Source organism: Paenibacillus sp. J22R3 (assembly GCF_056269305.1).
On record NZ_JBWDNS010000011.1, the window covers coordinates 66,063 to 89,686 of the forward strand.

16 protein-coding genes are annotated in these 23,624 nt (G+C 51.9%); 2 read left to right on the forward strand and 14 right to left on the reverse strand.

Annotation, left to right across the window (positions count from 1 at the left end):
* Positions 1 to 8: 8 nt before the first annotated feature.
* The 4 genes from AC0YN4_RS29725 to AC0YN4_RS29740 form a co-directional block, all read right to left on the reverse strand.
* A complete protein-coding gene (locus tag AC0YN4_RS29725) occupies positions 9 to 812 on the reverse strand; it encodes a class I SAM-dependent methyltransferase (RefSeq protein ID WP_475784555.1) in 804 nt (267 codons plus the stop codon).
* A complete protein-coding gene (locus AC0YN4_RS29730) occupies positions 805 to 1,704 on the reverse strand; it encodes an SPL family radical SAM protein (protein ID WP_475837494.1) in 900 nt (299 codons plus the stop codon). The genes AC0YN4_RS29725 and AC0YN4_RS29730 overlap by 8 nt, the downstream gene beginning before the upstream one ends.
* 99 nt (positions 1,705 to 1,803) lie before the next feature.
* On the reverse strand, positions 1,804 to 2,520 hold the full coding sequence (locus tag AC0YN4_RS29735; protein WP_475837495.1) for a hypothetical protein: 717 nt from the start codon (positions 2,518 to 2,520) through the stop codon (positions 1,804 to 1,806).
* Between the two features lie 16 nt (positions 2,521 to 2,536).
* Entirely contained in the window at positions 2,537 to 3,433 is an 897-nt protein-coding gene (locus AC0YN4_RS29740; RefSeq protein ID WP_475784558.1) for a phosphotransferase, read from the reverse strand.
* A gap of 225 nt (positions 3,434 to 3,658) precedes the next feature.
* Here AC0YN4_RS29740 and AC0YN4_RS29745 point away from each other — a divergent pair, with 225 nt between their 5' ends.
* Positions 3,659 to 5,170 (forward strand): peptidase G2 autoproteolytic cleavage domain-containing protein, encoded by a 1,512-nt coding sequence (locus AC0YN4_RS29745; protein ID WP_475837496.1) that lies wholly within the window; start codon positions 3,659 to 3,661, stop codon positions 5,168 to 5,170.
* Between the two features lie 73 nt (positions 5,171 to 5,243).
* Here AC0YN4_RS29745 and AC0YN4_RS29750 read toward each other — a convergent pair whose 3' ends face one another.
* Entirely contained in the window at positions 5,244 to 5,621 is a 378-nt protein-coding gene (locus AC0YN4_RS29750) for a nuclear transport factor 2 family protein (protein ID WP_475837497.1), read from the reverse strand.
* Positions 5,622 to 5,866: 245 nt separating this feature from the next.
* Between AC0YN4_RS29750 and AC0YN4_RS29755 the strand changes: the two genes are divergently transcribed.
* A complete protein-coding gene (locus AC0YN4_RS29755) occupies positions 5,867 to 7,945 on the forward strand; it encodes a copper amine oxidase N-terminal domain-containing protein (RefSeq protein ID WP_475837498.1) in 2,079 nt (692 codons plus the stop codon).
* Positions 7,946 to 8,320: 375 nt separating this feature from the next.
* Here AC0YN4_RS29755 and AC0YN4_RS29760 read toward each other — a convergent pair whose 3' ends face one another.
* The 9 genes from AC0YN4_RS29760 to AC0YN4_RS29800 all read right to left on the reverse strand — a co-directional run bounded on the left by AC0YN4_RS29760 (position 8,321) and on the right by AC0YN4_RS29800 (position 23,621).
* Positions 8,321 to 9,463, reverse strand: coding sequence for an acyltransferase domain-containing protein (locus tag AC0YN4_RS29760; protein ID WP_475837499.1), 1,143 nt, complete (start codon positions 9,461 to 9,463; stop codon positions 8,321 to 8,323).
* A 192-nt stretch (positions 9,464 to 9,655) separates the two neighbouring features.
* Entirely contained in the window at positions 9,656 to 11,146 is a 1,491-nt protein-coding gene (locus AC0YN4_RS29765) for an arylsulfatase (protein WP_475837500.1), read from the reverse strand.
* A gap of 11 nt (positions 11,147 to 11,157) precedes the next feature.
* The gene (locus AC0YN4_RS29770; protein WP_475784564.1) at positions 11,158 to 12,441 is read right to left on the reverse strand and encodes an alpha-L-fucosidase; all 1,284 of its coding nucleotides are present in this window, start codon (positions 12,439 to 12,441) and stop codon (positions 11,158 to 11,160) included.
* Positions 12,442 to 12,490: 49 nt separating this feature from the next.
* Positions 12,491 to 13,363 carry a sugar phosphate isomerase/epimerase family protein gene (locus AC0YN4_RS29775; protein ID WP_475784565.1) on the reverse strand — a complete coding sequence of 291 codons (873 nt, stop codon included), beginning with the start codon at positions 13,361 to 13,363 and terminating at the stop codon, positions 12,491 to 12,493.
* A 24-nt stretch (positions 13,364 to 13,387) separates the two neighbouring features.
* The gene (locus AC0YN4_RS29780) at positions 13,388 to 14,392 is read right to left on the reverse strand and encodes an asparaginase (protein ID WP_475784566.1); all 1,005 of its coding nucleotides are present in this window, start codon (positions 14,390 to 14,392) and stop codon (positions 13,388 to 13,390) included.
* A 34-nt stretch (positions 14,393 to 14,426) separates the two neighbouring features.
* Entirely contained in the window at positions 14,427 to 15,122 is a 696-nt protein-coding gene (locus tag AC0YN4_RS29785; protein WP_475784567.1) for a copper homeostasis protein CutC, read from the reverse strand.
* Between the two features lie 191 nt (positions 15,123 to 15,313).
* Positions 15,314 to 17,869: a GH116 family glycosyl-hydrolase gene (locus AC0YN4_RS29790; protein WP_475784568.1), complete on the reverse strand. Its 2,556-nt coding sequence runs from the start codon at positions 17,867 to 17,869 to the stop codon at positions 15,314 to 15,316.
* Positions 17,870 to 17,895: 26 nt separating this feature from the next.
* Positions 17,896 to 21,264 (reverse strand): endo-alpha-N-acetylgalactosaminidase family protein, encoded by a 3,369-nt coding sequence (locus tag AC0YN4_RS29795; protein ID WP_475837501.1) that lies wholly within the window; start codon positions 21,262 to 21,264, stop codon positions 17,896 to 17,898.
* On the reverse strand, positions 21,261 to 23,621 hold the full coding sequence (locus AC0YN4_RS29800; RefSeq protein WP_475837502.1) for a hypothetical protein: 2,361 nt from the start codon (positions 23,619 to 23,621) through the stop codon (positions 21,261 to 21,263). The genes AC0YN4_RS29795 and AC0YN4_RS29800 overlap by 4 nt, the downstream gene beginning before the upstream one ends.
* Between the last annotated feature and the right edge of the window lie 3 nt (positions 23,622 to 23,624).

Sequence of the window (23,624 nt, forward strand, 5' to 3'; positions counted from 1 at the left end):
ACGATCATCTATTCTTTCTTCCTACCCACATACATGAAATGTTCAGCTAAACTCAATAGCTCCTCGCGCTCACAAACTTGCTCCGCCAAGTCAAGCCAAGCCGATACCACCTCGGGCGGCTGCGCAAGAAGCTCCGGCTCCCGCAAGTATAAGAAGCTTTCGCAATTGATCACGTGCAGCTTCTCCAGTTGAAAGGCCTCAAAGAACGGCGCTACATCTCGGGGACGGATGTAATAGTTGTCCGTGAATCCATGTCCGGCAAAATTCGCATCCTCAATCATCGTTTGAAGCTCAGACCTGCGATCATCTGCTAGGATGAATGCCGGGTTGCGGATGAAGTAATCCCAAACGAATGAATAAGAAGAAACAAAGGATACGAATAGGACTCCGTTCGGCTTAAGCTTCTTAAGGCATTCCTGAATGGTCGCAGCTCGATCCTTCTCTTCTTTCAGATGATACATCGGACCCATGCACAGCACATGATCGAACTGCTCATCCGCAATGCTCGATAAGTCGCGGCTGTCTGCACACAGCACTTCAAGGGGTAACTCAAGCTCTTGCGCTTTGTTCCGAGCAAAGCTCACATTGTTTGGCGACAGATCAGCCAGCGTCACCTCACAGCCAAGCTCCGAGAGATAAAGAGAATACCTGCCCGGACCACCGCCGAGATCAAGAACTTTATCACCCGGCTTGATATAGCGGTTCATATATCGTTTGCTAAGCTCAAACTCAACCTTGTGCCGATCGAGCCTCTCCCATTCATAATGCACGGTATCATCGTAGAATTGGCGTACAATGTCAAGGTCATCCATAGGAACACTCCTCATCGTCGAACAAACTCATTTGGAACGAATCCGCAACCGGCGGTTGATAATAGGGCATTTCGGTTGATATTCCGTGCAGCGAGCAGGCTTCACGGAAGCGAAGCTCCAATTCCTTCTCGTTCTTCGACTTACACTCATAGGCAAGTCCAAATGTCCTTCTATATTGATTGCTCAATCCCGGAAATTCCTCATCCAGCTTTCGATAGAAATACGCCCGCTGCCGGTCTCGCAAAGTAACGCCGAAAGCCGCAATGATATGTTTGACACCGGCGGCCGCAGCCCGCTCAACAAGCTGATCAATGTTATCCATTTGATCTTCCAAGAAGGGCAGAATAGGCATCATCGTCATCGTCGTCACGACTCCAAGCTTCTCAAGTTCAGCAAGCGTGCGGAATCGCTCTGTTGAGGAAGCTGCATGAGGCTCCAATTTGCGGGCCAGCTCGTCGTCAGCAGTCGTAATTGTCACCGCAACCGAGGCATACTTCGTGCTTAGCTGCTGCAGGACGTCGGAATCTCGGAGAATGAGGTCGCTCTTCGTTGTAATATGTACCGGAAACCGGAACTCGGCAATCATTTGCAGTGCACGCCGCGTCATCAGCAGCTTGCGTTCCATCAGCGTATACGGATCACTCATCGAACCCGTACCGATCGTCGATTCTCTGCTTCTCTTTGCAGCCAGCTCCTTACGAAGCAGCTCCAGCGCATTTGTTTTGACCGTAACATTGTGAAAGTCGTCGATCCCATACCGCTCACTTCGCGAATCGCAGTAGATACACTGGATGTCACAGCCGCGATACAGATTCATGGTATATTTAGTCCCAAACCAACCGGCAGGGTATTTATTAGGAATTAGAATACTCTTGGCTTCAACAGCTTGCATTTCACTTCGCCCTCCCACAGAAAAAAAGAACATTTGTTCCTATATGAACAATAACATTTTTCCTTGTTTCTGGGAAGTGGATCTACTCGATCCTCAAAGTTAATTGATAAGTTTCCAAACCGACTTTGAATAAACCAGCCATGTGCTATAATCACAAATCTCATTACGTAACTCATAGACGTTGTCCATATCCGTGAAATGACCAACAGCCGCAATCGGTATTTTATATTCAGCAGTATCCTTGATCGCTTTGGACAAATCAATGAGTAATCCATCTCGGGTAGATTCCAATAGTACCGTAGAGATTTCGGTCGGAATAGGTCCAAATTCTCTTCCCGTTAACTTCCGAAGCTTCTCGACAATCACGTTGGCGAGAAGCTCTTCATAATCATGCAGGTCCGTCACAAAGAGCTTGTTGAACCACCCATCATCATGCGCGTAATACGCAAATCTCAACTTAGGCACCTGGTGCAACGGTCTGGCGAAATGCCCGAAGAATAATAATTCGGCAATTTGATTGTCGCTTAATGCATCCAGATCCTCTTCTCGCGCGAAATCCACCCAACAAAAATCCCCATAACCATAAACATCGTCCTCAATCAACTCATCGAGCTCTTCCCGCGTCACATAATCGAGCCGAGAGTGCGGATTCCATTGCTCATTCGAAAATTGATGTTGGAGCAGGATCAGGTTCTCCGGTCTGGGAGACACACTATACATAAACTCATGAAATTCAATTCCATACGAATAGAAGCAGTTATTCGGATGCATTTGGCTGACATAAACCATATCTCTGGTTTTCTTCTTTTTCTTCATGGGGCGATTCTCCGTTTCACTCAAATAACACCTGCTGGTTGAGCCATAGATCCAGATCAACAGATCCTTGCACGCCTAACAACCGATAGAAATAACGATACACGGTGCGATAGTCAGTTAAATCCGGAGGGGCGAGAATCGATGAATAACCTTTGAGGAAAGAAGCCGCAGAGCGCTCATCGAGCACATACTCCAATCCGACAAAATCAAGCTCACGAGGACCTGCTGCATAAGCTTCAACATCGACGACCGCGGACAACAACCCATCCTCGCATAGGAACTGTGACGAATCCAGATCAATAAAAATAGGACAGAAGTGCTGCGGGACCGGAAGAACGTCAAGTGCATGAAGCATCGCATCGAGCTGCGCCTTAATCTTGATATCATTCGCATAATCGATTTGGACGAGCTGCCTCATGGTATTCGCCAAGTGTGTATGGAATGTTGGCTGTGGAACTCGTTGAGTGCCGGCAAGGTTGCCGAAATAGTCGTAACGCTGCGCATGCACGCGCGCCAGCCAGACGCCTAATTGATACAGAACCGCATCGGATTGCTGGGTGAACGAGCGGAGTGTTTGTCCGTTCATTCGCTCGACGACGAGATATTCTCCGCCCTCGTTGATCTGATGCTTATGTATTCGCGGTGCCGGAATTTCTGCGATTGTACGGAGCATTGCAGCATTCGCTATGAAGTGGCACATATGTCTGGGATCTATCCCGAATAAATCATAACATCCCCACCAAAACTCATGGGTCGGCGCTTCCTTCATTCTGGATGCACGTACGACTTGCTCCCCAGCAGCGGTCTTAACCAGCCAGACGTCGCTGGCATGCCCGGAGTAACCGGGATCGAGAGCCGTAATCTGTTCAATCGGTTCATCAAAGAGCTGCTGAAGCTGATGGTCTGTGGTCATAGCTGGACCTCCGTCCCTTAGTTCGATTTCTCCCCCAGGAATCCCCAACATTGTATTGTCTATACTGCTCCAGCTATCGTGTGACACACTGCTCGCCTCCTTGCCGTGACTCAATTCTATATACGTTCAGAAAAAGAACTCTAGCATCCAAGCATAATCTCGCTCATGTAATAATATGGAAATAGATTCACCATCATTATGGCTTACCAAAGGAGATGTTGCAACATGGCACCATGTAACGCACAAGCCACGGGGACATGCTCCGAGGCTGAAGGTTCAGATACATTAGCAAGCGGGGACGCCTCTCACGCGGAAGGGTTTCAATCCACGGCGAGCGCGTTTGCCTCTCATGCGGAAGGCTATGCAAATACGGCCCAAGGTCCCGCTTCCCATTCGGAAGGCGGAAGTACGCTCGCGGAGGGAATCTATTCGCATGCCGAAGGCAGAGAAACGGCTGCCGCCAATGAGGCTTCACATGCGGAAGGGTTTTTGTCCGTTGCAAGCGGTTTTGCCGCGCACGCTGAGGGCTACTTTACGATTGCAATTGGACCTGCTTCCCATGCGGAAGGCGGCGGCTCGACTTCGTCCGGTATCTATGCGCATGCAGAAGGTGAAGTAACACAAGCCATCGGCGACCGCTCGCATGCAGAGGGAATGAATACAATAGCCGATGGGATGAATGCACATGCCGAAGGGGAGTTGACCCAAGCCTCCGGCTTGAATTCTCACGCCGAAGGAATGGAGACGTACGCTTCCGCACAAGGCGCGCATGCCGAAGGAGAGAGCAACACCGCGAGCGGTAGAGCATCGCATGTGGAAGGCAATTTGAACCTAGCCAGCGGCATATTCGCGCATGCGGAAGGACAACGCACAATCGCAAGCGGCGATGTCTCGCATGCCGAAGGAAACCAAAGCATTGCAAGCGGTCAATCCTCGCACGCAGAAGGAGCCATTACGACCGCAAGCGGATTTACCGCCCATGCTCAAGGCGTCAATACGGTCGCTGACGGTATCTTTTCGCACGCGGAAGGGCTAAATACGTCCACAAACTCGCTGGAAGGGGTACACATCATGGGGAAATTCGGCTCTGCCAACGAGCTGAGTTACTCGTGGTATTTGGCCAATGGAACCAGTCCGGAAGCGCCCGGCCTGGCAGCGAAAATATTAAGCAGCGGCGATGTGAAAATCGACGGAACGGTGAGCAGTCCGGCTGCAGACTACGCGGAGATGTTTGAAACCTTTGATGGACAACCAATCGATCCGGGATATTTCCTTGCCCTCGTCGAAGACAAGGTTCGGATAGCTAGTTCTGCTGATCGCTACATTGTTGGCATTACCAGCGGCAAGCCTGCTTTTCTATCCGATAGCGCAGACCTGGGCTGGCATCACAAATTCTTGACCGATGAGTGGGGACGAACCCTCTATCAGGATGTACGGATTCCAGAGTGGCTGGATGCGTCGGGACAGCTGCTTTCGCCTGGACGCACAGAACGGCAACCTATCCTGAATCCCGAATGGAATCCGCTTCAAGACTACGTTCCACGATTAAATCGGCCGGAGTGGGTAGCTGTAGGCATGGTTGGCAAATTGCTGGTGCGAGATGATGGAACTTGTCAGCCAGGCGGGCTATGTGCGCCGAGCAATACCGGAATAGCCACCAGTGCTGACCGCGGGTATTATGTGCTCAGAAGAACTCGCCCGAATCAAATCCTAGTGATATTGGGCAACCGCTATTAGAGACACGTCCTTCATCTGCAGAAGAAAAAACCACCGAAATCGGCGGTTTTTTCTTCTCGGCCAGCTGTCGCAGCTAGAACATGCCATTCTCATTAAGTGAATGCTCCGGTATGGCCTGACCTAAATCCCACAATTCGACGATGCGGCCGTCCTCGAAGCGAAAGATGTGGACCACAGCGGCTCCGAGGTCTTCAGGCTTCTGTTTCACATGGGAGTGGACCATAACGCAATCCCCTTCTTCGAGGGTGCGTTTGACTTCAAGGGTCTTATGAGGGTTCAACTTCGCGTTTTCTTCCATTGCCAGCATGAGCGAATCTGCGTCGCCGCGGAAGTAGGAATTGTGATGACGGAAGCTCTCTCCTACATAACTCTCGTAGGCCTCGCGCACCTTCCCCGAGGCTACCAGACTTAAGAACGTTACAGCCTTCTCTTTAAGTGGTTTCGTATTCATTGCAATCATCCTTTCAATGAGAAAGTACAGGTTCTATTAGAATTACCCGGTGATGTGAATGCGTCTTTGGCACATCGAATTTTTCCACCTATTTTAACACAAATAAGCACCAAGCCGATCCGGCTCCCACTATTCCATTTACGATTATAATAATTCTTTTCCAAGCATCGCAACTTTCTGGTAAATAAAGTCGTTTAAACAGTGGTCATCTAAATTATCGATTCACAATAGAGAAGGAGTCGCGTATGAAACCACTTAAGCAGTATCTTGTCTGTACTTTGGCACTACTCACTTTATTTCAAACGTCGCCGCTATCCGCGGAAGGAACGGTCGATGTACCCGCATCTACGACCGATGCACCAATAACGACTCCAACTACGACGGGGGACTCAACGACCGCGAATCCGATTGTGGACGTCGCCCCGATTAGCGGCATGCTCACACCGGACAACGAGCTTCTGCTGAAGAAGAACAGCACCGCGATGCTGTTCAACAAGAAGCCGCTGAAAGCCGCGCAGCCGTTAACGATCAAGAACGGCTCTTCTTATGCCGCGCTGAACGGGATTGCAGGTCCTTTCGGCTACAAGCTTTCTTATGATGCGAAGACCAAGGAGTCCATCGCGAAAGCCGGAGACATCGAGCTTCGATTCAAGCCGGGCAGCGATATCATTAAACGCAACGGCGAATCCGTGAAAGGACCTGGCCCGACCTTCCTCCTGAAGGGTTCGCTCATGGTACCGCTTCGCATGTGGTCCAATTTGACCGGAAGCCGCATTACAGCACGCGGTATCGACACCGTCATTACCTGGGGGGCACCGCCGTCTGCGGAATTCGCAGTGCAGCCTACTGAGATTTTCGCACAACAAACGCTTGTCGATTATTTGGTGAACGGCGTTCCTACCGTAGTGGATGAAACCAACACCCATGAGCGCTGGGAAGGACGAGAGTCCATCTTCCAGGAAGCCGGCATGCATGTTGTAACGCACTGGGTGCAAGGTGAGAACGGCGTATGGAGCGAGCCATTCAGCGTTACGGTTAACGTGCAAATGCCGAATCAACCGCCGGTAGCTGATTTTACAACGGATAAAACGACTTATCGCATCGGCGAGCCTGTCACCTATACCGATCTGAGCACCGACGACCGTAATGACATCAAATCTGCTAAATATACGGGTAACTCGCCTGCTTTCTTCACTGAAGGTCAGTTCCCGGTCACGCTCGAAGTCAAAGATGGCGGGCAGCTGATCGGCACTGTTACGAAGATGGTTACCGTCATTCCGGAAATCTTGTACACCGAAGATGAGTTTAACCTGCTCTTCACGCCGATTGGACGCAAATATACGATGGATGGAACGGCTGTGCGCAACTACCCGACCCTCTCCTATACTTACACGAATGAACCGGCAAGACTTGTTCACAGCAACAGTCCTGAACGTTGGATGACGACCGGCCTTGTATATGATACGGAGCTTTCCGGAGCTACCCGCTTCCTTTTCTATAACGAGAATGGAGCAAGCTACCCGGTCAAAATGTTCCTTATTGCGACCAACACAAGCAGTACCGGCCTAGCTTCCGTCGGTATCGGCGCATGGGGCAAAGGCGGTCCGGACAAATCCACCATTATGGCAGGCAAAATGGCCACGATCCGCTATATGGATGCGCTAAGCAAAAATGTACCGGCTAACTACGTGACCCTAGCTCCCGGCGAATCCAAGGTACTGGTCCCTGAAATGTCGAATGTGCCGGTTAAGCCGGGGGATGTATTCTCCGCTTATGCCGATGTCGTTTCGACGACAACTATTCGCTACCGGATCGTCGTCGTACAGGATAAACAAGATCCGCTGCCGATTCTCGATTCCTTGACGGTTATGCCTCGCGATAATAAGCATGTTCGCGGCACATTCGATTACGCCGACCGCGTGATCGATCTCAGCACCTCCGAAGCAGTCGGTGCGAAGCCGCAGAGTATCTTACTTGGAGACAGCAAGATCGACAAGCTCGTGGATGGGATTGACGAGATGACCGGCCTGCTCGAGTACGATTTCGGCAACTTCGGTGTCTTGTACAAAATGAAGGTGCTAGTCGCGCCTAACACGATTGTCGGCATCAATGCCAGAGGCGGCCACTATGCAGGAGCCTTCATCGTTAACGGGAAGCTCGTGCCGGTTACAACCGACAGTGCGCTTCTGACTCAAAATGAAACCGCCGTGCTCTACCGTACCGGCGCAGCAGCGGAAACGCTCGACATTGTCTTCACGCTCGCATCCGGCAGCTACTTGCCGATTAATATGACCTTCCAACCTATGCCGCAGCTCCGTCAATAACAGCAGCGGATAAATCTCAACGCCGCACAGCGAAGTTCTCTTCGCCGTGCGGCGTTTTATTATGTCAATTGTCCCTACCCACTCATCTCCAAGTAACTCCCCCAACATCCACCTGACAGTCGCGTCTCTAGAGGAAATGTTGCAGAACATGCAGCATTTCTAACGAAAAGAGAGGCTATTGGACAAAATGTTGCACGGAAATCAACATTTTCGTCCAAACTAGCCTCCTGACCGCCATTCCATAGCCAAATGTTGCAAATCGTGCAACATTTGGCTGTTTTAGCTCATGCTGAGGGGAAAATGTTGCAGATTAAGCAGCATTTCCTCGATGATCCTCACTTTTGTGCCGAGGTTCCCTACTTATCACGGGGTGGTTCACGCCTGATCGTCCATTAAAATAAACCCGCCCATATCACGCAGCGCGCCGCCGTTCGCGAGATGTCCAAGTACAGCGCGACGAAGAGACGTATCGGCTGGAGCTTGCGACCAGTCGTCGTATAGCGTGCCGAAGATGCGACGCAGCCCTTCTTTGCCGTCGCCGCCTACCGGAAAGAGGCGGAATTCGCGCTGGAAAAGGACGATATTGGCGGATCCACTAAGCAGTTGCTCGAACTGAGGATCGAGCAGCCAAGAGGTACAGACGAATGCGAGTCGTGTCTCCTCCGGAAAATACCGCTTGAAGAACCCGACTGCATCCTTCATGGAGTCCAAACACTGCGCATGATCCATCTTCCCATCAGCGGCAATATGGACATCCAGAACCGGATCGCCTGCGCGCAGCACAGTTTCCCATTCGTCGGTGCGGAACGTCTCCGGCTGACGAACAGCGAAGCCGCCATCCGTAATCCGATGCCCTAGGATAACCGCATCGCCATCTTCGAGCACAGCTTCCCATGCTCCCGCTTCATCGAAGCGGTCGTTCGTGCCGTCGATCAGTCCGTCGCCGCGGAAACGGACGCCGCTCTCCGCCAAGACGACCACCTCGCGAGTATCGAGGCGGCGAAGCACACGCCTGCCGCCACCGAAGCGGCCGCGCTCAAACTGCAGCCTTCCGACTCGGAACAGTCGGAAGGACAGATGGTTCACGAGCCACTCGTTGCGGAGTCCCCAGCGATTGTGCCGGCCGTAATAATCACGCATCCACAGCGCCATGTCGCTGAGGGTATGCTTCAGAATCTCCTGCGGAATTCCTCGCTCCGCGTAGAGTTCTTGAAGCCGATTCAGTCCGCTAAGCAGAATAAGCGGCTGATACAGCTCCGCCCCTTCACCCATCTCGGCGAGGATGCCCGAGAATGTTTCCCCATTGGAGGTCTCGCCGGTCTCATCCGAGAACAGCAATTGATGCCCTCTCACGGCCAGCGCACGCAGTCTCTCATCCTGCCTCACCTTCACCGCTGCCTGCTGCAGAGCATCCCATGCCTCATCCGCAAGCTCTGCGACAAGGTTCGCTTCTCGAAGCGCTTCATCTTGCAGAAACCATAACTCATCCTGTATCAGTTGCCGCCCTTGCCCGTTCATTCCTGCTTCTCCCCTTATAGCGCGGCGGTGCTCGCATCTAGCACATTCTGCACTCGCATTGCGTTGTTTTGTCGATTATAGCATATGTCTCTTGCTACTAATTTACCTCATGCGAGATTCACCTGACTAGATGACGATTGGTTTATTACTACGCGCAAAAAAGCTGGAGCCCAACAGCCCCCGCCTATCCTCTTACCCTCCAAACACACTCGTCAACAGCTGCCGCGGCGGACGACCGACAATAAGCCGGCCCTCTTCCGCATAACCTTCTTCGCGTCCGTCCAATTCCGCTGCCAAACGCTGCCTCCACACCGCTAATCTACCCTGCCAGTGCGCAGAAACACCTGCCGCTAGATTCACCAGCTCCTGCGGATCGCTGACTAAGTCGAACAGCTGCTCCTCGCCGGATTGCGAGAACCAAAGATATTTCTCCCGACCATCCGTGACAAAATGGTTCGACAGCGCCCCATACGAATGCTCGCCATGCAGATACGGCCGCCACTCAGCCTGCTCGCCTCGGCATAGCGGCAGCACGCTGCTGCCCTCTACCGTATCCGGTATCGGAGCACCGGCGATATCGAGGAGGGTCGGCATGATATCGCGCAGCTCAATCACTTCCGCAGATTCGCCGCCTCGGCGTAACCCCAGCCCGCCACCAGGATCGCTGACGATAAACGGGATTTTCGCGCTTCCTTCATACGGGAGCGCTTTGCGGTAGTAATGATGATCCCCCAGCAGCTCACCGTGGTCAGACGCGAACAGGATAATTGTATTTTGCGATACACCATATTCCTGCAAGGCATTCACCAACCGGCCAATCTGATCGTCAAGATGCGTGATAAGCGCATAATAGGCAGCTCTTGCACGATCCAGCCTGCGCTTTGGCACAATGCCGAAATGCGTAGTCGGGTCGGAGCCATTCGCCTTAGCCGCCTCTACATCCACCCAATCCCCGATCGGGGGATCAGGCAGCTCAAGATCCTTGTACATATCCATATAGACCTGCGGCGGATCAAGCGGGGAGTGCGGACGTACAAATGACGTGTACAAGAAGAAAGGTTTGCCCGGATCCCGGCGGCGCAGAAAATCAATCGACTGCGTAACCGTCCAATTCGTCGGATGCAGCTCCTCCGCCAGATGCCACGGCCTTGCGGCCGCCGATGCATTGCAATCGAGTCCGTTATCCGTGATATCATAATCCGCGCCTGCACGCTGACGCAGCCAAATTAAGTAATCATCCACTTGGTCAAAATGTCCATCAACCGTGTTATTATGCTTGCTGCGATTATGATGCAGATAGCCGTCATGCAGCACGATGTTATGGAACCCGCATAGATTGCGCGCGGGATAGACATGCATTTTGCCAACGCACTGGGTATGGTAACCGGCACCGGCAAGCTCCCCTGCCAGCATATGCTCGTATTCCCACGGCACGCAGTCCTGATACCCGACGCGTCCGTGCGAACGCTGGCTCATGCCGGTTAAGAGCGCCGCTCTTGCCGGAACGCAAGTCGGCGTTGCCGAATACGCATTGCGAAACAGAACTCCGGATCGCGCTAAGCGATCCAGGTTCGGTGTCTCCACAATCGGATGGCCGACAGCACTTAAGCAGTCGCCGCGCATCTGATCCACCGTGATTAATAGAATATTAGGTCTCGTTTGCGATTGCTTACCTGCTTGCATCCCGCCGCCTCCTAGCCTGCGTAATGGAAGGACAGTTCGCGAAGAACCGGTTCCCCGTCGCTTTCCAGTATCTCTAGAATGACACCTGACGCTTTAATAGTAGGAATGCGGATGATTGCTTTATGACCGATATTATAGCCTTCGTGTACGACGATACGCCCATGTGACTTTTCCGTGAGGACGGTAAGTCTGAACCTCTGCACGCTTTCGCCGCGCGTCAAATCCTCTTTAATGATAATATGGTCGATCAGATGCTTCTCCTGCGCGGCATATGTCCAAGTACGCCCTTCCTGCTTACATGCCGCAAGCGTCGCGACCGGTTGCTCGAACCGACGACGAATCTCTTCGCCGAATTGCGTCAGATGCTGCGTATCCTTGCTCGGAAGCAGCCCTTCGCGGTTCGGTCCGATATTGAGCAGCAGGTTAGTGCCGCGTCCGACGGACAAATAATACAAGCCCATCAGTTCATCGACACTCTTGACCATATGCTCGTCCTCATCGCTGTAAAACCAGCTGATCCGGTTATACCGCAATTGCACGTCGCATTCGGCAGGCAGCCACATTTGCGCGCCAAGCTTCTCTTTCTCATCGGTCAGAATCGAGAAGTCGGTCGAATCAACCACATTCCAAGTTGGCGTCGATGCTACGCCGTCCTCATTGCCGATCCAGCGGAAATCCGGATCGCCCATGTTGAAGATCAGAATGCCCGGCTGCAAGCGGCGGATCTCGCCGATGATCCGATTCCAATCGTAGGTATGGCCTTCAGAGCCGCAGCCATCGAACCACAAGATATCGATCTCGCCGTAATTGCCGAGCAGCTCCGTAATTTGATTCACGAAATAATCATCGTAGGCTTTGGCATCCTGAGTGTAGAAGTTGGCAGAACCGTCATATGGCGAATAGTAAAGGCCAGCTTTCACGTCGTATTTCCGGCAAGCATCCACGTACTCGCGAATGACATCGCCTTGTCCGTCCTTCCACGGGGAAGCTTCCACCGAGAAAGAGCTGTATTTGGACGGCCAGTTGGAGAAACCGTCATGATGCTTCGCAGTCAGAACCGCATATTCCATACCCGCTTCCTTCGCGGTGCGGATCCATTGTTCGCAATCCAAGTTTACGGGATTAAAGTCTGCCGGCGACATCGGACGCTCGTCGAAATCCGCATACCCTTCATAGAACGTACGAAGTCCGAAATGAAGAAACAAGCCAAATTCCATATCCTGATAAGCCAGCTGCTTCGCCGAAGGTACCGGCTTCTGAATCGTTTGCATCTCTACTACCGCCTCTCTCTTCATCAATCGATTCTCTAATTTTCATTCATCTGATTCTTGTGCCAGGCAGTTCTTACGCTTCTTTCCACAGTGTGCGCAGGTTGTCCATCGCGATCCGCGACGCCTCTTTGCACTCTTCCATGCCTTCGAACTCAACCGTAATATAACCGTCGTAGCCGGATTGCTTAATCAGCTTCGTGATTTTGCGAATCGGGATTTCACCGTGACCTACAATAGCGCCGCGCAAGTAGTTGTCATGGCTCGTGCGGAACCAATTGCCGCCGCCCGGCGGCTCGTCGAATGGACGGAAATAGAAGTCCTTGTAATGAACCAGAGATGCATAAGGAAGATTCTTAATCACGCCGATAACGGGATTCTCGTCGACGCACATGAAATTGCCGATATCCAGCGTTGTTTTGAAATTAGGACGGTTAACAGCATGCAGCACGCGTTGTACGCGATCGCTCGCTTGCGCGCTGAAGCCGTGATTTTCAATTGTCGTAGTGATCCCGTATTGCGCTGCATAATCAGCAATGATCTGGCTGCCTTTCACCATCAGGTGCAGGTTCTCCTCGAACCAGGCAATCGTCATTTGTTCCTTCGGAATTGTAAAAGCCGTTACATCATGACGCATATGCTTCATGCCAAGGCGGTGAACCAGATCGACATGCTCTTTCACGCGCGCCATCTCGGCCTCGAACGCCTCGTCGTCCGGCTGCACGAAATTGGCAGGCATCGAATAGTTGGATAATGCAATGCCAACTTCCGCTGCTTTATTGCGAACCGCATCCGCCAGCTCCGGATTATCGACGAGCGTAAAGCCGTACGGAACGATCTCCATATGCTCCCCGCCGTTATCCGCTATCCACTGAATCGCATCAAGGACGGTCATTTCGCCCGACTTCAATGCGTTTAACAAGCTATATGTGCTTAATCCGATTTGCATCCTCTTACTCCCTCGTTTGCGTTATTATTCGTATCGCTGCAGCTTGAAGACCGCTTCATTGCGGCCGGCGACGATGCCGTTGTCATTAAGCATATCTGCAGGTGCCAAGGCACGCAGCCGGTCAATCGTTTCCTGCCGGGAATAGCCAATCTGCTCCAGGATGGAAGCGATAATGAGCGGCCATTCTTCCTGCGAACCGTCAAGCACCTTCAGGGCAAACCCGAGCCCTTCCTCACGCAAGCCGAAGCAATAAACACCTTTCGCCCCGCCTTTGGCAACAATATTGTCGTCCAACAGCAGAATCGAGCAAATTTGTCCGGATCCGGACACCATCTCAGGATGGCGGTTCATGAGGCCCGAAATCTTAATCGCTGCGCGGCGTACCGCTTCATCCTCGATAAGCTCCGGCAGAGCCAGCTTCAGATATGCCGTCGCCAGACGGTCTAGCGGGATGGCAAACACAGGACAGCCGCAGCCGTCCACACCTGTCACGACCTCTTCGACCGGCATAGCTCCCAAATAAGCAAGCGTAGCAGCGATCTCTAGCTGCGCAGGATGATCGGTATCTGTGTAGCCCTGCAGATCATAGCCTTTATGCTTGCATAACGACAGAATGCCGAGATGCTTGCCGGAGCAATTGTGATAAATTCTCCGTTTCGGCGAGCCGCTGACGAATAGCTCATCTCTGGCTGCTCCGTTTAACGGATACGTAGGCGAGCATACCAGCTGTTCCTCCTCGATGCCGATTTTCACCATCATCGATTCCAGCTCGGAAACATGGAACGTCTCCGCCCAGTGGGAGCCTGACATGATCGCCGTTTCCTTCTCCGACAATCCGAATGCTTCATCTGCGCCATGTATAAGTGCAGGAAGCGCCTGAATCGGCTTCCCGGAAGAGCGTAGAAACGTCAAGTGACGAACATTCCCCGTACCGTATCGGATACCATTAGCATCTACGCCACAAATATGGCCGTAGTGCACATTTTCCACATAACCGCCGCGATACTCATTAACCAATACCTCAGACATCGTTTACTCCTCCTACCCTATTGCGTTGTTGTGCTTATTGCGGTTTGAGAACAGCCAGAAGCGCAGCCAGCCGAGCCGGATCAATGGGGGCTTGAGACAATCCGTTCTGCCTCACGCCTGAGCCGAAATGAACGGCACGCACATCGGTTTGCTTCACGAATTCAGCTGCTGACGCAAGCGTCAGTCCGCTTCCCGCCATAATTTCCGGTCCCGACGAACCGTTCCCGCTTTGCCGTACGAGCTCTTTAATGGAATCGACCGCATCTAATACGCTCGGTTTCCCGCCGGACGTCAACACCGTGCGAATCTGCGGATAACGAGCGAGCGTCTCGTATGCCTCCTCCAGATTCCTCGCCTCATCGAACGCCCTATGAAACGTAACCGGAACACCATCTGCCGCATCCAACAGCCGCTTCAGCTTGTCTTCGTCGACTGTCTGCTCTGCGGTCAATACGCCAAGCACGTACGCGCCGATGCAGGGGGATCTAAGCAGCTTCATCTCGCGAACCATCTGCTCCATATCCTCTTCCGAGTATCGAAAATCTCTGCTGTGCGGACGAATCATGACGTGAACCGGTATCGCAGCTTCAGCTGCGATTTCTTCCAGAATGGCCAGAGCAGGCGTGAGCCCGCCTTCCTCGATGACCGAGACAAGCTCTATGCGATCAGCGCCGCCTGCGGCAGCAAGCTTGGCATCCTCCGGTGATAGAGCAATAACTTCCAGTAGCATAGACAATCTCCCTCGATTCAATCTGCGCCGGATGCGTTGGCTGCCCAGCATCTCCGGTGCTTGTACTATAACTTCTAGCAGCTGTGGCAATCTCCTTCCAAAACGCTGTCTTGCTCGTTTACCATTTTTCGCTCTACAATTTTCTCCTCGAATTCAACCCATTCATCCCTATTGGGCGATGTGTTCTTCCCTTAATGTCGAAGTTCAATCTCCAATCTTGCACCCTGTGGAACGGATCGCTTCTGCGAGAATAGGATGTTCCCTTTCTCCCACTTCCACTCTACCTGACAACCTTCGATCCTTATCTCTACAATGTCGTCTTCCGACAAGAACGGAAGTCCAAATGATGAAAGCAACAGTTCGCCATATTGAACATGCAGCTCTGCTTTCCCAGTCTCCATCTTAAAGACGCCCCAGCCGGCCGCAAGCGACCAGAAGGTTTCATAATCTTCGCGACGATCAATGGGATTAAATCCCACATATCCGCGTACCATGTCATAGTCGAAGCCGCTGAAAGAGAGCAAGAGTGCGTAACTGGCCATCGACCGAGCATAATGGCTGCCGCACTCTATTTCGTTCCACGGATTACGTTTCTCGCCATCATATCGCTCTCGAACCGCACGCACGACCGACATGCCTTCCTCGACCATTCCTTCTTGAATCATGTGAATCGCGGCTTGATATTCAAACCCGTTCATCGTTTCCGAATTGTAAGCGATCGGAATTGCAGGCCTTCTCGAGCCTTCGGGCCATGAGCAGATGATAAGTCCGGATTCTTCGTCCAAACTATATAATCGCCATAGATTCGTGAAATCGGACATCTGTTTAAAGTTATGCTCGTAAATAGACTTAAGCGCTTGCCGTGTTTGTATAGGATCAAAAATTTCGCCCAGACCGCATAAATTAGCGTGCCATTGCGCCACGACTTGGTCGATCGAGCACCCATCTAGAATCTGGTAGTTAATCTCTTTCAATCTATCATTCCAATAGTATTCGAGTGCTTCTTCATCGCATGTCTCTAACAGCGACTTGTCGGACAAGTCGATCTTCTGGATATAGTAGTTCCCGTTAAATAAGTGCTGATCGGTCCAAGACTTCCCTCTCTCGTAAAGCGCGCGATATTCCTCTTCTTTCTCAGGGTACCCCAAATAAGCCGCCATCTCCGCGCCGGCTTTAAGCGCAGCTAAGTAAAAACCATTCAACCAGGCGTTGGGACCAAACAGCTCCACATCTAGCGTATTATGCTGCCTGCCCTCCAGCACGCCGTCTCGGTCCGCATCCCAGCGATGTTCGTTCGTCTCAGCCCAAGCATACTCTAGCGATTGTTGAACGGATGGCCATAGCGATCGCAGCCAATCGGAATCGCCTGATAGTTTCCACTCTCTGTACACTTTGATAATGCCTCCAAATTGACCGTCCGCGCAAGCATACAAGTCGTTAGCCCGGCCTAACGGCAGCTGGATACGAAACGACATCCGTCCATCGGCGCGCATATTATACTTGTAGTCCAAGTCCCGCATCGACCGCTCCAGCTTCGGGAACAGAAATGGCGCCGCGTAGGCATAGTTCCACACATGTGTACATGAACCTTCACAGCAGCCTTCTGTACCGATGCAGCCTTCGAATCCGTATAAGGAACCATCCTCTAAGCGCAGCACCGTAGGCGATTTCAGCGTCGATAGGTTTGCCGCTACTGCTTCCAGCGCCTCCTTAGGGAGATGAGATGCATATAAGGACTGTTTAAACAGAAGCGTCTCCTGATATAAACGTTCCCAATGTTCGAACGCATATAAAGCGCTGGCAAAGGAATCGTTAAATAATGTCGCATAGTAGTTCTTCCATGTCACTGGCTGATTAGAATCCTTTGCATCGCCCGTCTCGGGATTCCAGTAGTTGTAGCAGTTCGGAAAATGCCAGGTGATCAAGAAACGGATGCGCCGCGTTTCTCCTGGCTGTAGCTCCACATGAGCGGATAACTGCCCCAAGTCTTTGGTAGAAGTCGGCTCGTCCAAGCTGCTCCCAAATCTGCCCGGAGAGCTAAATGTCCGCCAGTACATGTCTCTACCCTCATACCATTGGCAGTTGACTTCCTTCGCGTCCGTAGCGACAGTCAGTTCACCGAACTCCGGCCTGTTCGAATCATAAGCGTCCGAACCCATGCGGATGCCGTGAACGGAACCGATTTGCTCGTACCGATTCCAGTGCGGGCTTCCATGGTGCGGATTTGCAACGGACAAACATGCCGTGTAGGTGATCATGCTGTCGGTAGGATTATGAAACTCGATCTCGAAGAAAGCTCCCGGGATGCTGGAATCCCGATCGTTCAACGGAATGAACGGATTGTAAGCCGTCAGCTTCACGTCACCGGGGAAACGCTTGTCGCGGAAACGAAGATCAGCGATAGGAAATTCGCCAACAAAGGTGCAGTCCTCGAAATGAGGAAAACCGCCCATTGTAGCCTCACTCGGACCGAATCCATACCCGCTATGATTTTTAATTCGCTTATTTCCCATATAGGGCGGCAGCAGCTTGCCATTCAGAACTCGCGCATCCAGCACTTTCCCCTCCGACTCCGCTTTGACTGCGAAGTGGCTCATGCCGTTCATGCTTTGCTTGTTCGGGCGATTTTTAATTTCCCAATCCACTAGCCGGCCATTGCCGGCTAGTCCGATCGATCCACTGCCAATCCCTCCAAGAGGAAAGACGATCTCTTTAAGTTTGGCGTCTTTATAAACAAAGTGTCCCATATAGACTCCTTCAACCAGACATTTTATTATTCCGTCAGCTCGTCGACGGTAACGTTATCGATCACTAACGAACCTTTACTAACGTCGTTGCGAACGATGGCCAAATAGTAATCCGTGAATGGCCCGGTTACCAGCTCTGCAGTAAATGGATGCAGTCCCTTCTGAAGCGGCGCCGTGTAGACTTCACTCGATGGGCCTCCATCCGTCGTCCGCAAGGAAATCGAATATTGAGCTTCATTGTCCGACCTGTAATCGAATGTCAGCTTATAGCTATGATTCGGCTTAAGCTGTAGCCTGGATGGCAACGTTCGTAACAGCTCTCCGGAGAGTTCATCCATCGTTTTGAGCGACCATTCTCCTGCTATGGTATCTTCCGTATAGCCCTCATGAAATTGGGCGAGATGCGTCTTGCCGATTTTGGGATTGGCGCTGACGAACGGCCCCCAACCTTCGTCGACATGCTCGAAATCTTCATAGAAGTAATGATTCGTCTGCGTACGCGAACCTACCTCTCTCACTCGCACATCGTCGAAATGGACAAAGGAATCCGGCTCTCCTTGTTCTGCCAGAAGAGATAGTACCGGTTCATGCTCATCCATGGAATGCGGCCATTCAAATCGAAGCTGCAATCGCTGATAGTACGTACCCCGCTTATCTGAATCCACATCGCAATTGACGACTGCCGTTCGGCTAATGGTTCGTGTTAGTTCCAATCCCTCATAGCCGTCGATACGAATCGCCGCTTTCCTTCCCTCTGACACTTCCACCCATACCGAAGCAGAATAACACTTGCCTGGGGTTAGTCCGGAGAGCGCTTGGTAAACCCGTCCATCGGCGCCGTTATTCCCGCTAATTCGCAAGTAAGATTGACCGTAGCTCGTTTCGGCAATCGCGATATGGTCCGTATTGCTCGACTGTGATGATTTCGACCACCAGTCGAACCCTTGACTATCGAAGCCCATATCCTTTACCGGACTGCCCTCGCTCCATGCCATCTTGGGAACCGGAGGCGCTTCCGACTTATAAAGAACATATGGCGTACAAGCCTCTGCTGCCACTGTGACGGAACCGGAAACAACCTGCAGCTCATGAACAAATTCGCGCCCTAAATTCGTTAATCGGTACAGCTTCACTACCCCGTCGACAGGCCAGCTATCCGGAAGCTGCCAGACAGTTTCCCCGCCGGCGGCGTTCCAGTGGTAAATTTTCGTTTCCCCGATCGGATCCCAAGGAATAAAGACGGTATCACCGACCGCGATGATTCGATCATTCTTGCGTATGACCGCAACGCCTTCCTCCAGCCTAGACGAAACGTTGCCTTCCAAGATAACCTCTTCCGAGTCCTTCCAATTCATGATCGCAAAATGCATCAAATACCGATAGGGCAGCTGCTTCGTAAAGAAGGAACGTATGACCGCCTTTAAATCCCGCTCCCGCTGCCACCCCATGAAGCCGTTATCCCTGTACCTTGCATAGCCGCCTTTTAACAAGATATCTTCCGCATAAACGTCTTTGTCCGTGTGACGGATAAACCTAGAAATGCGGCTGTCGCCTGTGGAATCGTGTGTCCATACGGCATCCGAATCAAGCGCATCCGCTTCCTCCGTCCAGATTGTCCACCCGTTTCCGTGCAGCTTCTTAACCAGCCGCCAAGCAGCCCAATGTTCATCCCGATAAGTATCCACATAAACGAAACCAAGATGAGGTGCATGTTCTTTCAGCTCATCCAAACGCCGATCGAAGTCACCGGATAGAATATCTTGTTCCCTGTCGATATAGTAGGATTGGTCCAACCACTTCCATCCCGGCGTGCTCGTGACGAGTGAAGTCGAGTAGGAGCGCGCCTCCGGATAGGCTTCGCTATGATTGATATGCACGCCAATAACCGCTCCGAAATCACGAGCTCGTTCTGCCAGGAAATTCAACTCCTGCGCTCCTCCGGCCCGTTCATTGAAGTTGTTGCCGTAATCGGGATGCCCGCTATCATGCCCTTCACTTTGATAGCCTTTCAGTTCGATTAGTTGTCCGAACCCGTCCGTGTATAAGTGAAATTTCTTAATATTGTCCAAGATTCGGAGAAACGGAAATTGAGCCATGCTGGCAAAATTCATAACAATATGCGAATAGCTGTTTCTCAGTAATTCGGCCCCTGGGATTGGCTTCTGCAATTCCCGAACTGCAATCGCGCCATCCTGCCAATCGACGATGCCATCGCTGTTCCGGTCGTCCGTTAGGACGACCTTCGACCAAGGCTCGCCGATCACTTCCATATCCGGTCCCCGATAAGTCCAATAGGCATTCCAGACAGCAGTCCGTTTGTATCCGTTTCGCTGCACGGTTTGCACACACAATCGCCTGCGGTTGTGCAGCATGTTCCCGACTACACTCGCAGCCAATTGCTTCGTATTCACAATCGCAATCGCGCGATATACAGGTGCTCCCGACACACGCCATTCGGATGCACCTGCAAAATCGTCGCCCTTGATCCCTTCGGAGGATGCAACATGCGCGCATTCTTGTGTATCGCGAACCGAAACGAGCCCGTGATCAGGAATGGCGATCGTGCGAATGCGGAACGAGCCCTTTTCTTGGATATCGGTCATTCTCATCTCAAGCGTTGCTCCGGATAGAACGAAAGAAACGACCATCTCAACCTGAATGGACGCGAAAACAAGTTGATACGAAGCAACGGTCTGAGACTTCGATTCCAAATAAACGGCAGGAATATACCGCTCTCCGTTCAGATCCACATAGATTAACCGATCCTCTTGTCCGAATAGCACAGCACCGTTTGTTCTCCAACGATACTGCAGCACGCGCGGGAAGGAGGTATCCAAATCCACTTCCAGCAGATCGGATTCCAACTTCCACGATGGCACAGCCTCAGTTGCATCGTCAGCTTCATCCTGCACAAAACTGTCCGAACGGTACTTGTCGTCTAGGACAGTCGCCATCACTTCATCAAGATGAGCGTGCCCTTCTTCTCCCTCTCCGTTCGCCCAAGCACGGAAGCCGATGGCTCCCGCTTCGGTCTGCAAATCCGGAATATCGCCATGATATTCCGGATATCCATCCAAGGAGAGCATCAGAACCGAACCGACAAAACGGATCTCTACGCGATAAGATTTGCCCTCATATAACGGATCTGTTTTATACAGTACGCCTTGCTTGCCGCAAGGCGCGGCCCAAATCCATGTACTTCTGCCGAACGGGTCCATCGCCGTGTCGCAGCCGATGAAGATCCAACTATCCGGTGCCGTATAGCGAATAACTGCACCAACTTTGCCTGCGGCATTGAGCGGTGTCAGCGTAAACGCCAATTCCCCGTCGCCTAAGATAGGGCTATCTTCTAACAACACCACTGTATCGGAACCATTTGCCTCCACTATCATCATGGTGTATTCCCTCTTCGCACGGATTCCGGCTCGCCCCAAGTAACCACTTTGACACTCACCACCGGCTTAGGATCGCCTTCGAACTTGCAGCTGAACGACACCGTCTGTCCGCCTTTCCGCACAACCGGCGCATCTGTAGAAGCTTCAACCGTCCTTATTAAGTTCCAGTTCATATCGTAAATTTTCCCGGTTCGATCTCCGTCGCACACGAGATACTGATTCGCGCGCACCTCGGTATCGAATGTCATGTACTCCCCGCCTGTATAGAAGGTTGGCCGTTTTACCGATGCGTCCACGTTGCCATAGGATGGCGATACGCGCAGGCATAATCGCAGCGGCTGCTCCGAGAACTTATTGTAAAACGCCCAATCCGAGCCGCCCGGCTGACCGGGTTGCAGCTCTTCCGTACTGCAGACGAGTGGATTCGAAATATGGACAGGGTACAACTGCCAGATGCCAGATGCCAAGGCCTCCAAATGCCAGTCGCTCTTCGGATCGCGCATCCGCTCTTGCTGCGCAGGCGTAAACGCACCGGCATGACGAGCCGTTTCCCATTGCTTAACCGCATCCAGAAGGGCATTAATATTACCGTTGCGCTGAAGCACCGCCTGATCAGCCGATAGCGCGAAGCCGGCATTGAAGCCCGCCGCCTTCGACAGTACCCACTCGATTTCATCAGGTGATGTAGCTTCAAACCGATCCGAAGCAGATCGTACGAGAAACCAACCGAGCATGGACGGGATAAAGTTACGAACGAAATAACGTTGATTGCTAAGTCGCCATTCCAGCTGGCCTTCGCGAGTCGAGACGCCCCATGGCTCGCCCCAATTGAAACGCGTGAAAACATGCCATAAATAATTCGGAACGACGATACTTGCATCATTGATGACATCTTCATCCCATCCATCATAAATGCGCTTGACGAAGCGGTTCACGCCGTAATCGTCATGACCGGTCGCATAACAACCTTCGAGTCCGTCGAAAGAGATTTGCCTTAGTCCCGTCTTCTGGAACAGCTCTGCAATTCTCAAACTATATTCTTCCTGAAGCTCGATGTTCGGGAACAAAACGTCATAGGGATGATCCCACAACCGGCTTATAACAGAACCGCTCTCATGTGCTATAGCTGAAGTTCCGTTCGCGCCTCGCTTAACGCCCAGCAATTTCCACGGCGCCGACGGCGAAACGCTCTCGTATTCGATCAGCTCATTGCCAATAATGACGGTTTGCCGAAACAAATTAATTCGAAACGGCTCAGGGTTGTCGATCGTCAATTCCGTCATTAAAGCATCAATCGGCTCGACCAATCGTGCAGCTCCGACCGTCTGAAGCCGTGGATCCGGCAGCGGGGTCACGTACGAGTCATTGAGCGTCGTAAAGTTGGAGAGCGTATGTACGCCGACCTTAACCTCTTCCTCTGCAGCGATCGCAACGCAAGCTCTCATCCCCACATCACCATTCGGGAAGCTTCCCGGCTTCAGTACAAAGTGTCCCCACTGCGTGAATGGATCCGGGTGGTACACATAATTCAAACCCGCTTGCTTCGTATAATCCACCGCTTGTTCTACGGAGGACTCAGAGAAATCCGTAATTAAATAGGACTGCGTCGCCGCCGGTGACTTCTTGCCCCAGACACCATCGATCATCGGATGCGGCAGCCCTTCGCCAAGCTCGATCGCCTCGATTGTATCCAGCACTTCATTCGCCGCACAGCCGAACAACGCGATTTTGGACCCGCAAATTAGCGCCTCTTCTCCACTTAGCGCAGGCACTTCGACTTCTTTCAAGTTCCACGCCGGACGACGCGCTGCCTTCGTGCGATCTCGCGTATAAGCCTGTAACAGACTTCCTTCGATTGTCGGCCATGCCGTGCTTTTGTCGTATTCGAACTTGCTATCTTCATACGGTTGATTGGCAAATTCGAGGTTCTCCAGTTCGACAGGCCAACCGCCAATTGTTTTCCAGTTAAGGGCTTGGATTCCGATGGCGAACTCGCCATCGTGAACAACGCCGACAGACTCTCCAATAGACTCAGACAAAGACGTTAAGAACGGACCCCAAATGACTGCATCTACTCCATCACCGGATAGTTGTTTCAACTCGAATGTGACATATTTCTCTTTGTTTACGATCTCAACCTCAGCCTTCACGCCGGAGTCTCCGAAATGGAATATCGCGGTAGAGTCCCCATATTGAGCGGAAACAGGACGTTCAATCTGACCGTTGATCGAAATTCGAATGAGCGGTGCCGCGTAACTCGCGTTCGTATAGGTCTTGCTTGATGCAGCTGAGGTCAAGCCGATAACTTCTCCTCTTTCATTCAGTACAACTGTGCATGCGCCTGCGTTAATTTTCATTCT

Bases quoted from the DNA above. Each gene is read 5' to 3' on its own strand.
- AC0YN4_RS29725 (WP_475784555.1), bottom strand. From the start codon at position 812: ATGGATGACCTTGACATTGTACGCCAATTCTACGATGATACCGTGCAT.
- AC0YN4_RS29730 (WP_475837494.1), bottom strand. From the start codon at position 1,704: ATGCAAGCTGTTGAAGCCAAGAGTATTCTAATTCCTAATAAATACCCT.
- AC0YN4_RS29735 (WP_475837495.1), bottom strand. From the start codon at position 2,520: ATGAAGAAAAAGAAGAAAACCAGAGATATGGTTTATGTCAGCCAAATG.
- AC0YN4_RS29740 (WP_475784558.1), bottom strand. From the start codon at position 3,433: ATGACCACAGACCATCAGCTTCAGCAGCTCTTTGATGAACCGATTGAA.
- AC0YN4_RS29745 (WP_475837496.1), top strand. From the start codon at position 3,659: ATGGCACCATGTAACGCACAAGCCACGGGGACATGCTCCGAGGCTGAA.
- AC0YN4_RS29750 (WP_475837497.1), bottom strand. From the start codon at position 5,621: ATGAATACGAAACCACTTAAAGAGAAGGCTGTAACGTTCTTAAGTCTG.
- AC0YN4_RS29755 (WP_475837498.1), top strand. From the start codon at position 5,867: ATGAAACCACTTAAGCAGTATCTTGTCTGTACTTTGGCACTACTCACT.
- AC0YN4_RS29760 (WP_475837499.1), bottom strand. From the start codon at position 9,463: ATGAACGGGCAAGGGCGGCAACTGATACAGGATGAGTTATGGTTTCTG.
- AC0YN4_RS29765 (WP_475837500.1), bottom strand. From the start codon at position 11,146: ATGCAAGCAGGTAAGCAATCGCAAACGAGACCTAATATTCTATTAATC.
- AC0YN4_RS29770 (WP_475784564.1), bottom strand. From the start codon at position 12,441: ATGAAGAGAGAGGCGGTAGTAGAGATGCAAACGATTCAGAAGCCGGTA.
- AC0YN4_RS29775 (WP_475784565.1), bottom strand. From the start codon at position 13,363: ATGCAAATCGGATTAAGCACATATAGCTTGTTAAACGCATTGAAGTCG.
- AC0YN4_RS29780 (WP_475784566.1), bottom strand. From the start codon at position 14,392: ATGTCTGAGGTATTGGTTAATGAGTATCGCGGCGGTTATGTGGAAAAT.
- AC0YN4_RS29785 (WP_475784567.1), bottom strand. From the start codon at position 15,122: ATGCTACTGGAAGTTATTGCTCTATCACCGGAGGATGCCAAGCTTGCT.
- AC0YN4_RS29790 (WP_475784568.1), bottom strand. From the start codon at position 17,869: ATGGGACACTTTGTTTATAAAGACGCCAAACTTAAAGAGATCGTCTTT.
- AC0YN4_RS29795 (WP_475837501.1), bottom strand. From the start codon at position 21,264: ATGATGATAGTGGAGGCAAATGGTTCCGATACAGTGGTGTTGTTAGAA.
- AC0YN4_RS29800 (WP_475837502.1), bottom strand. From the start codon at position 23,621: ATGAAAATTAACGCAGGCGCATGCACAGTTGTACTGAATGAAAGAGGA.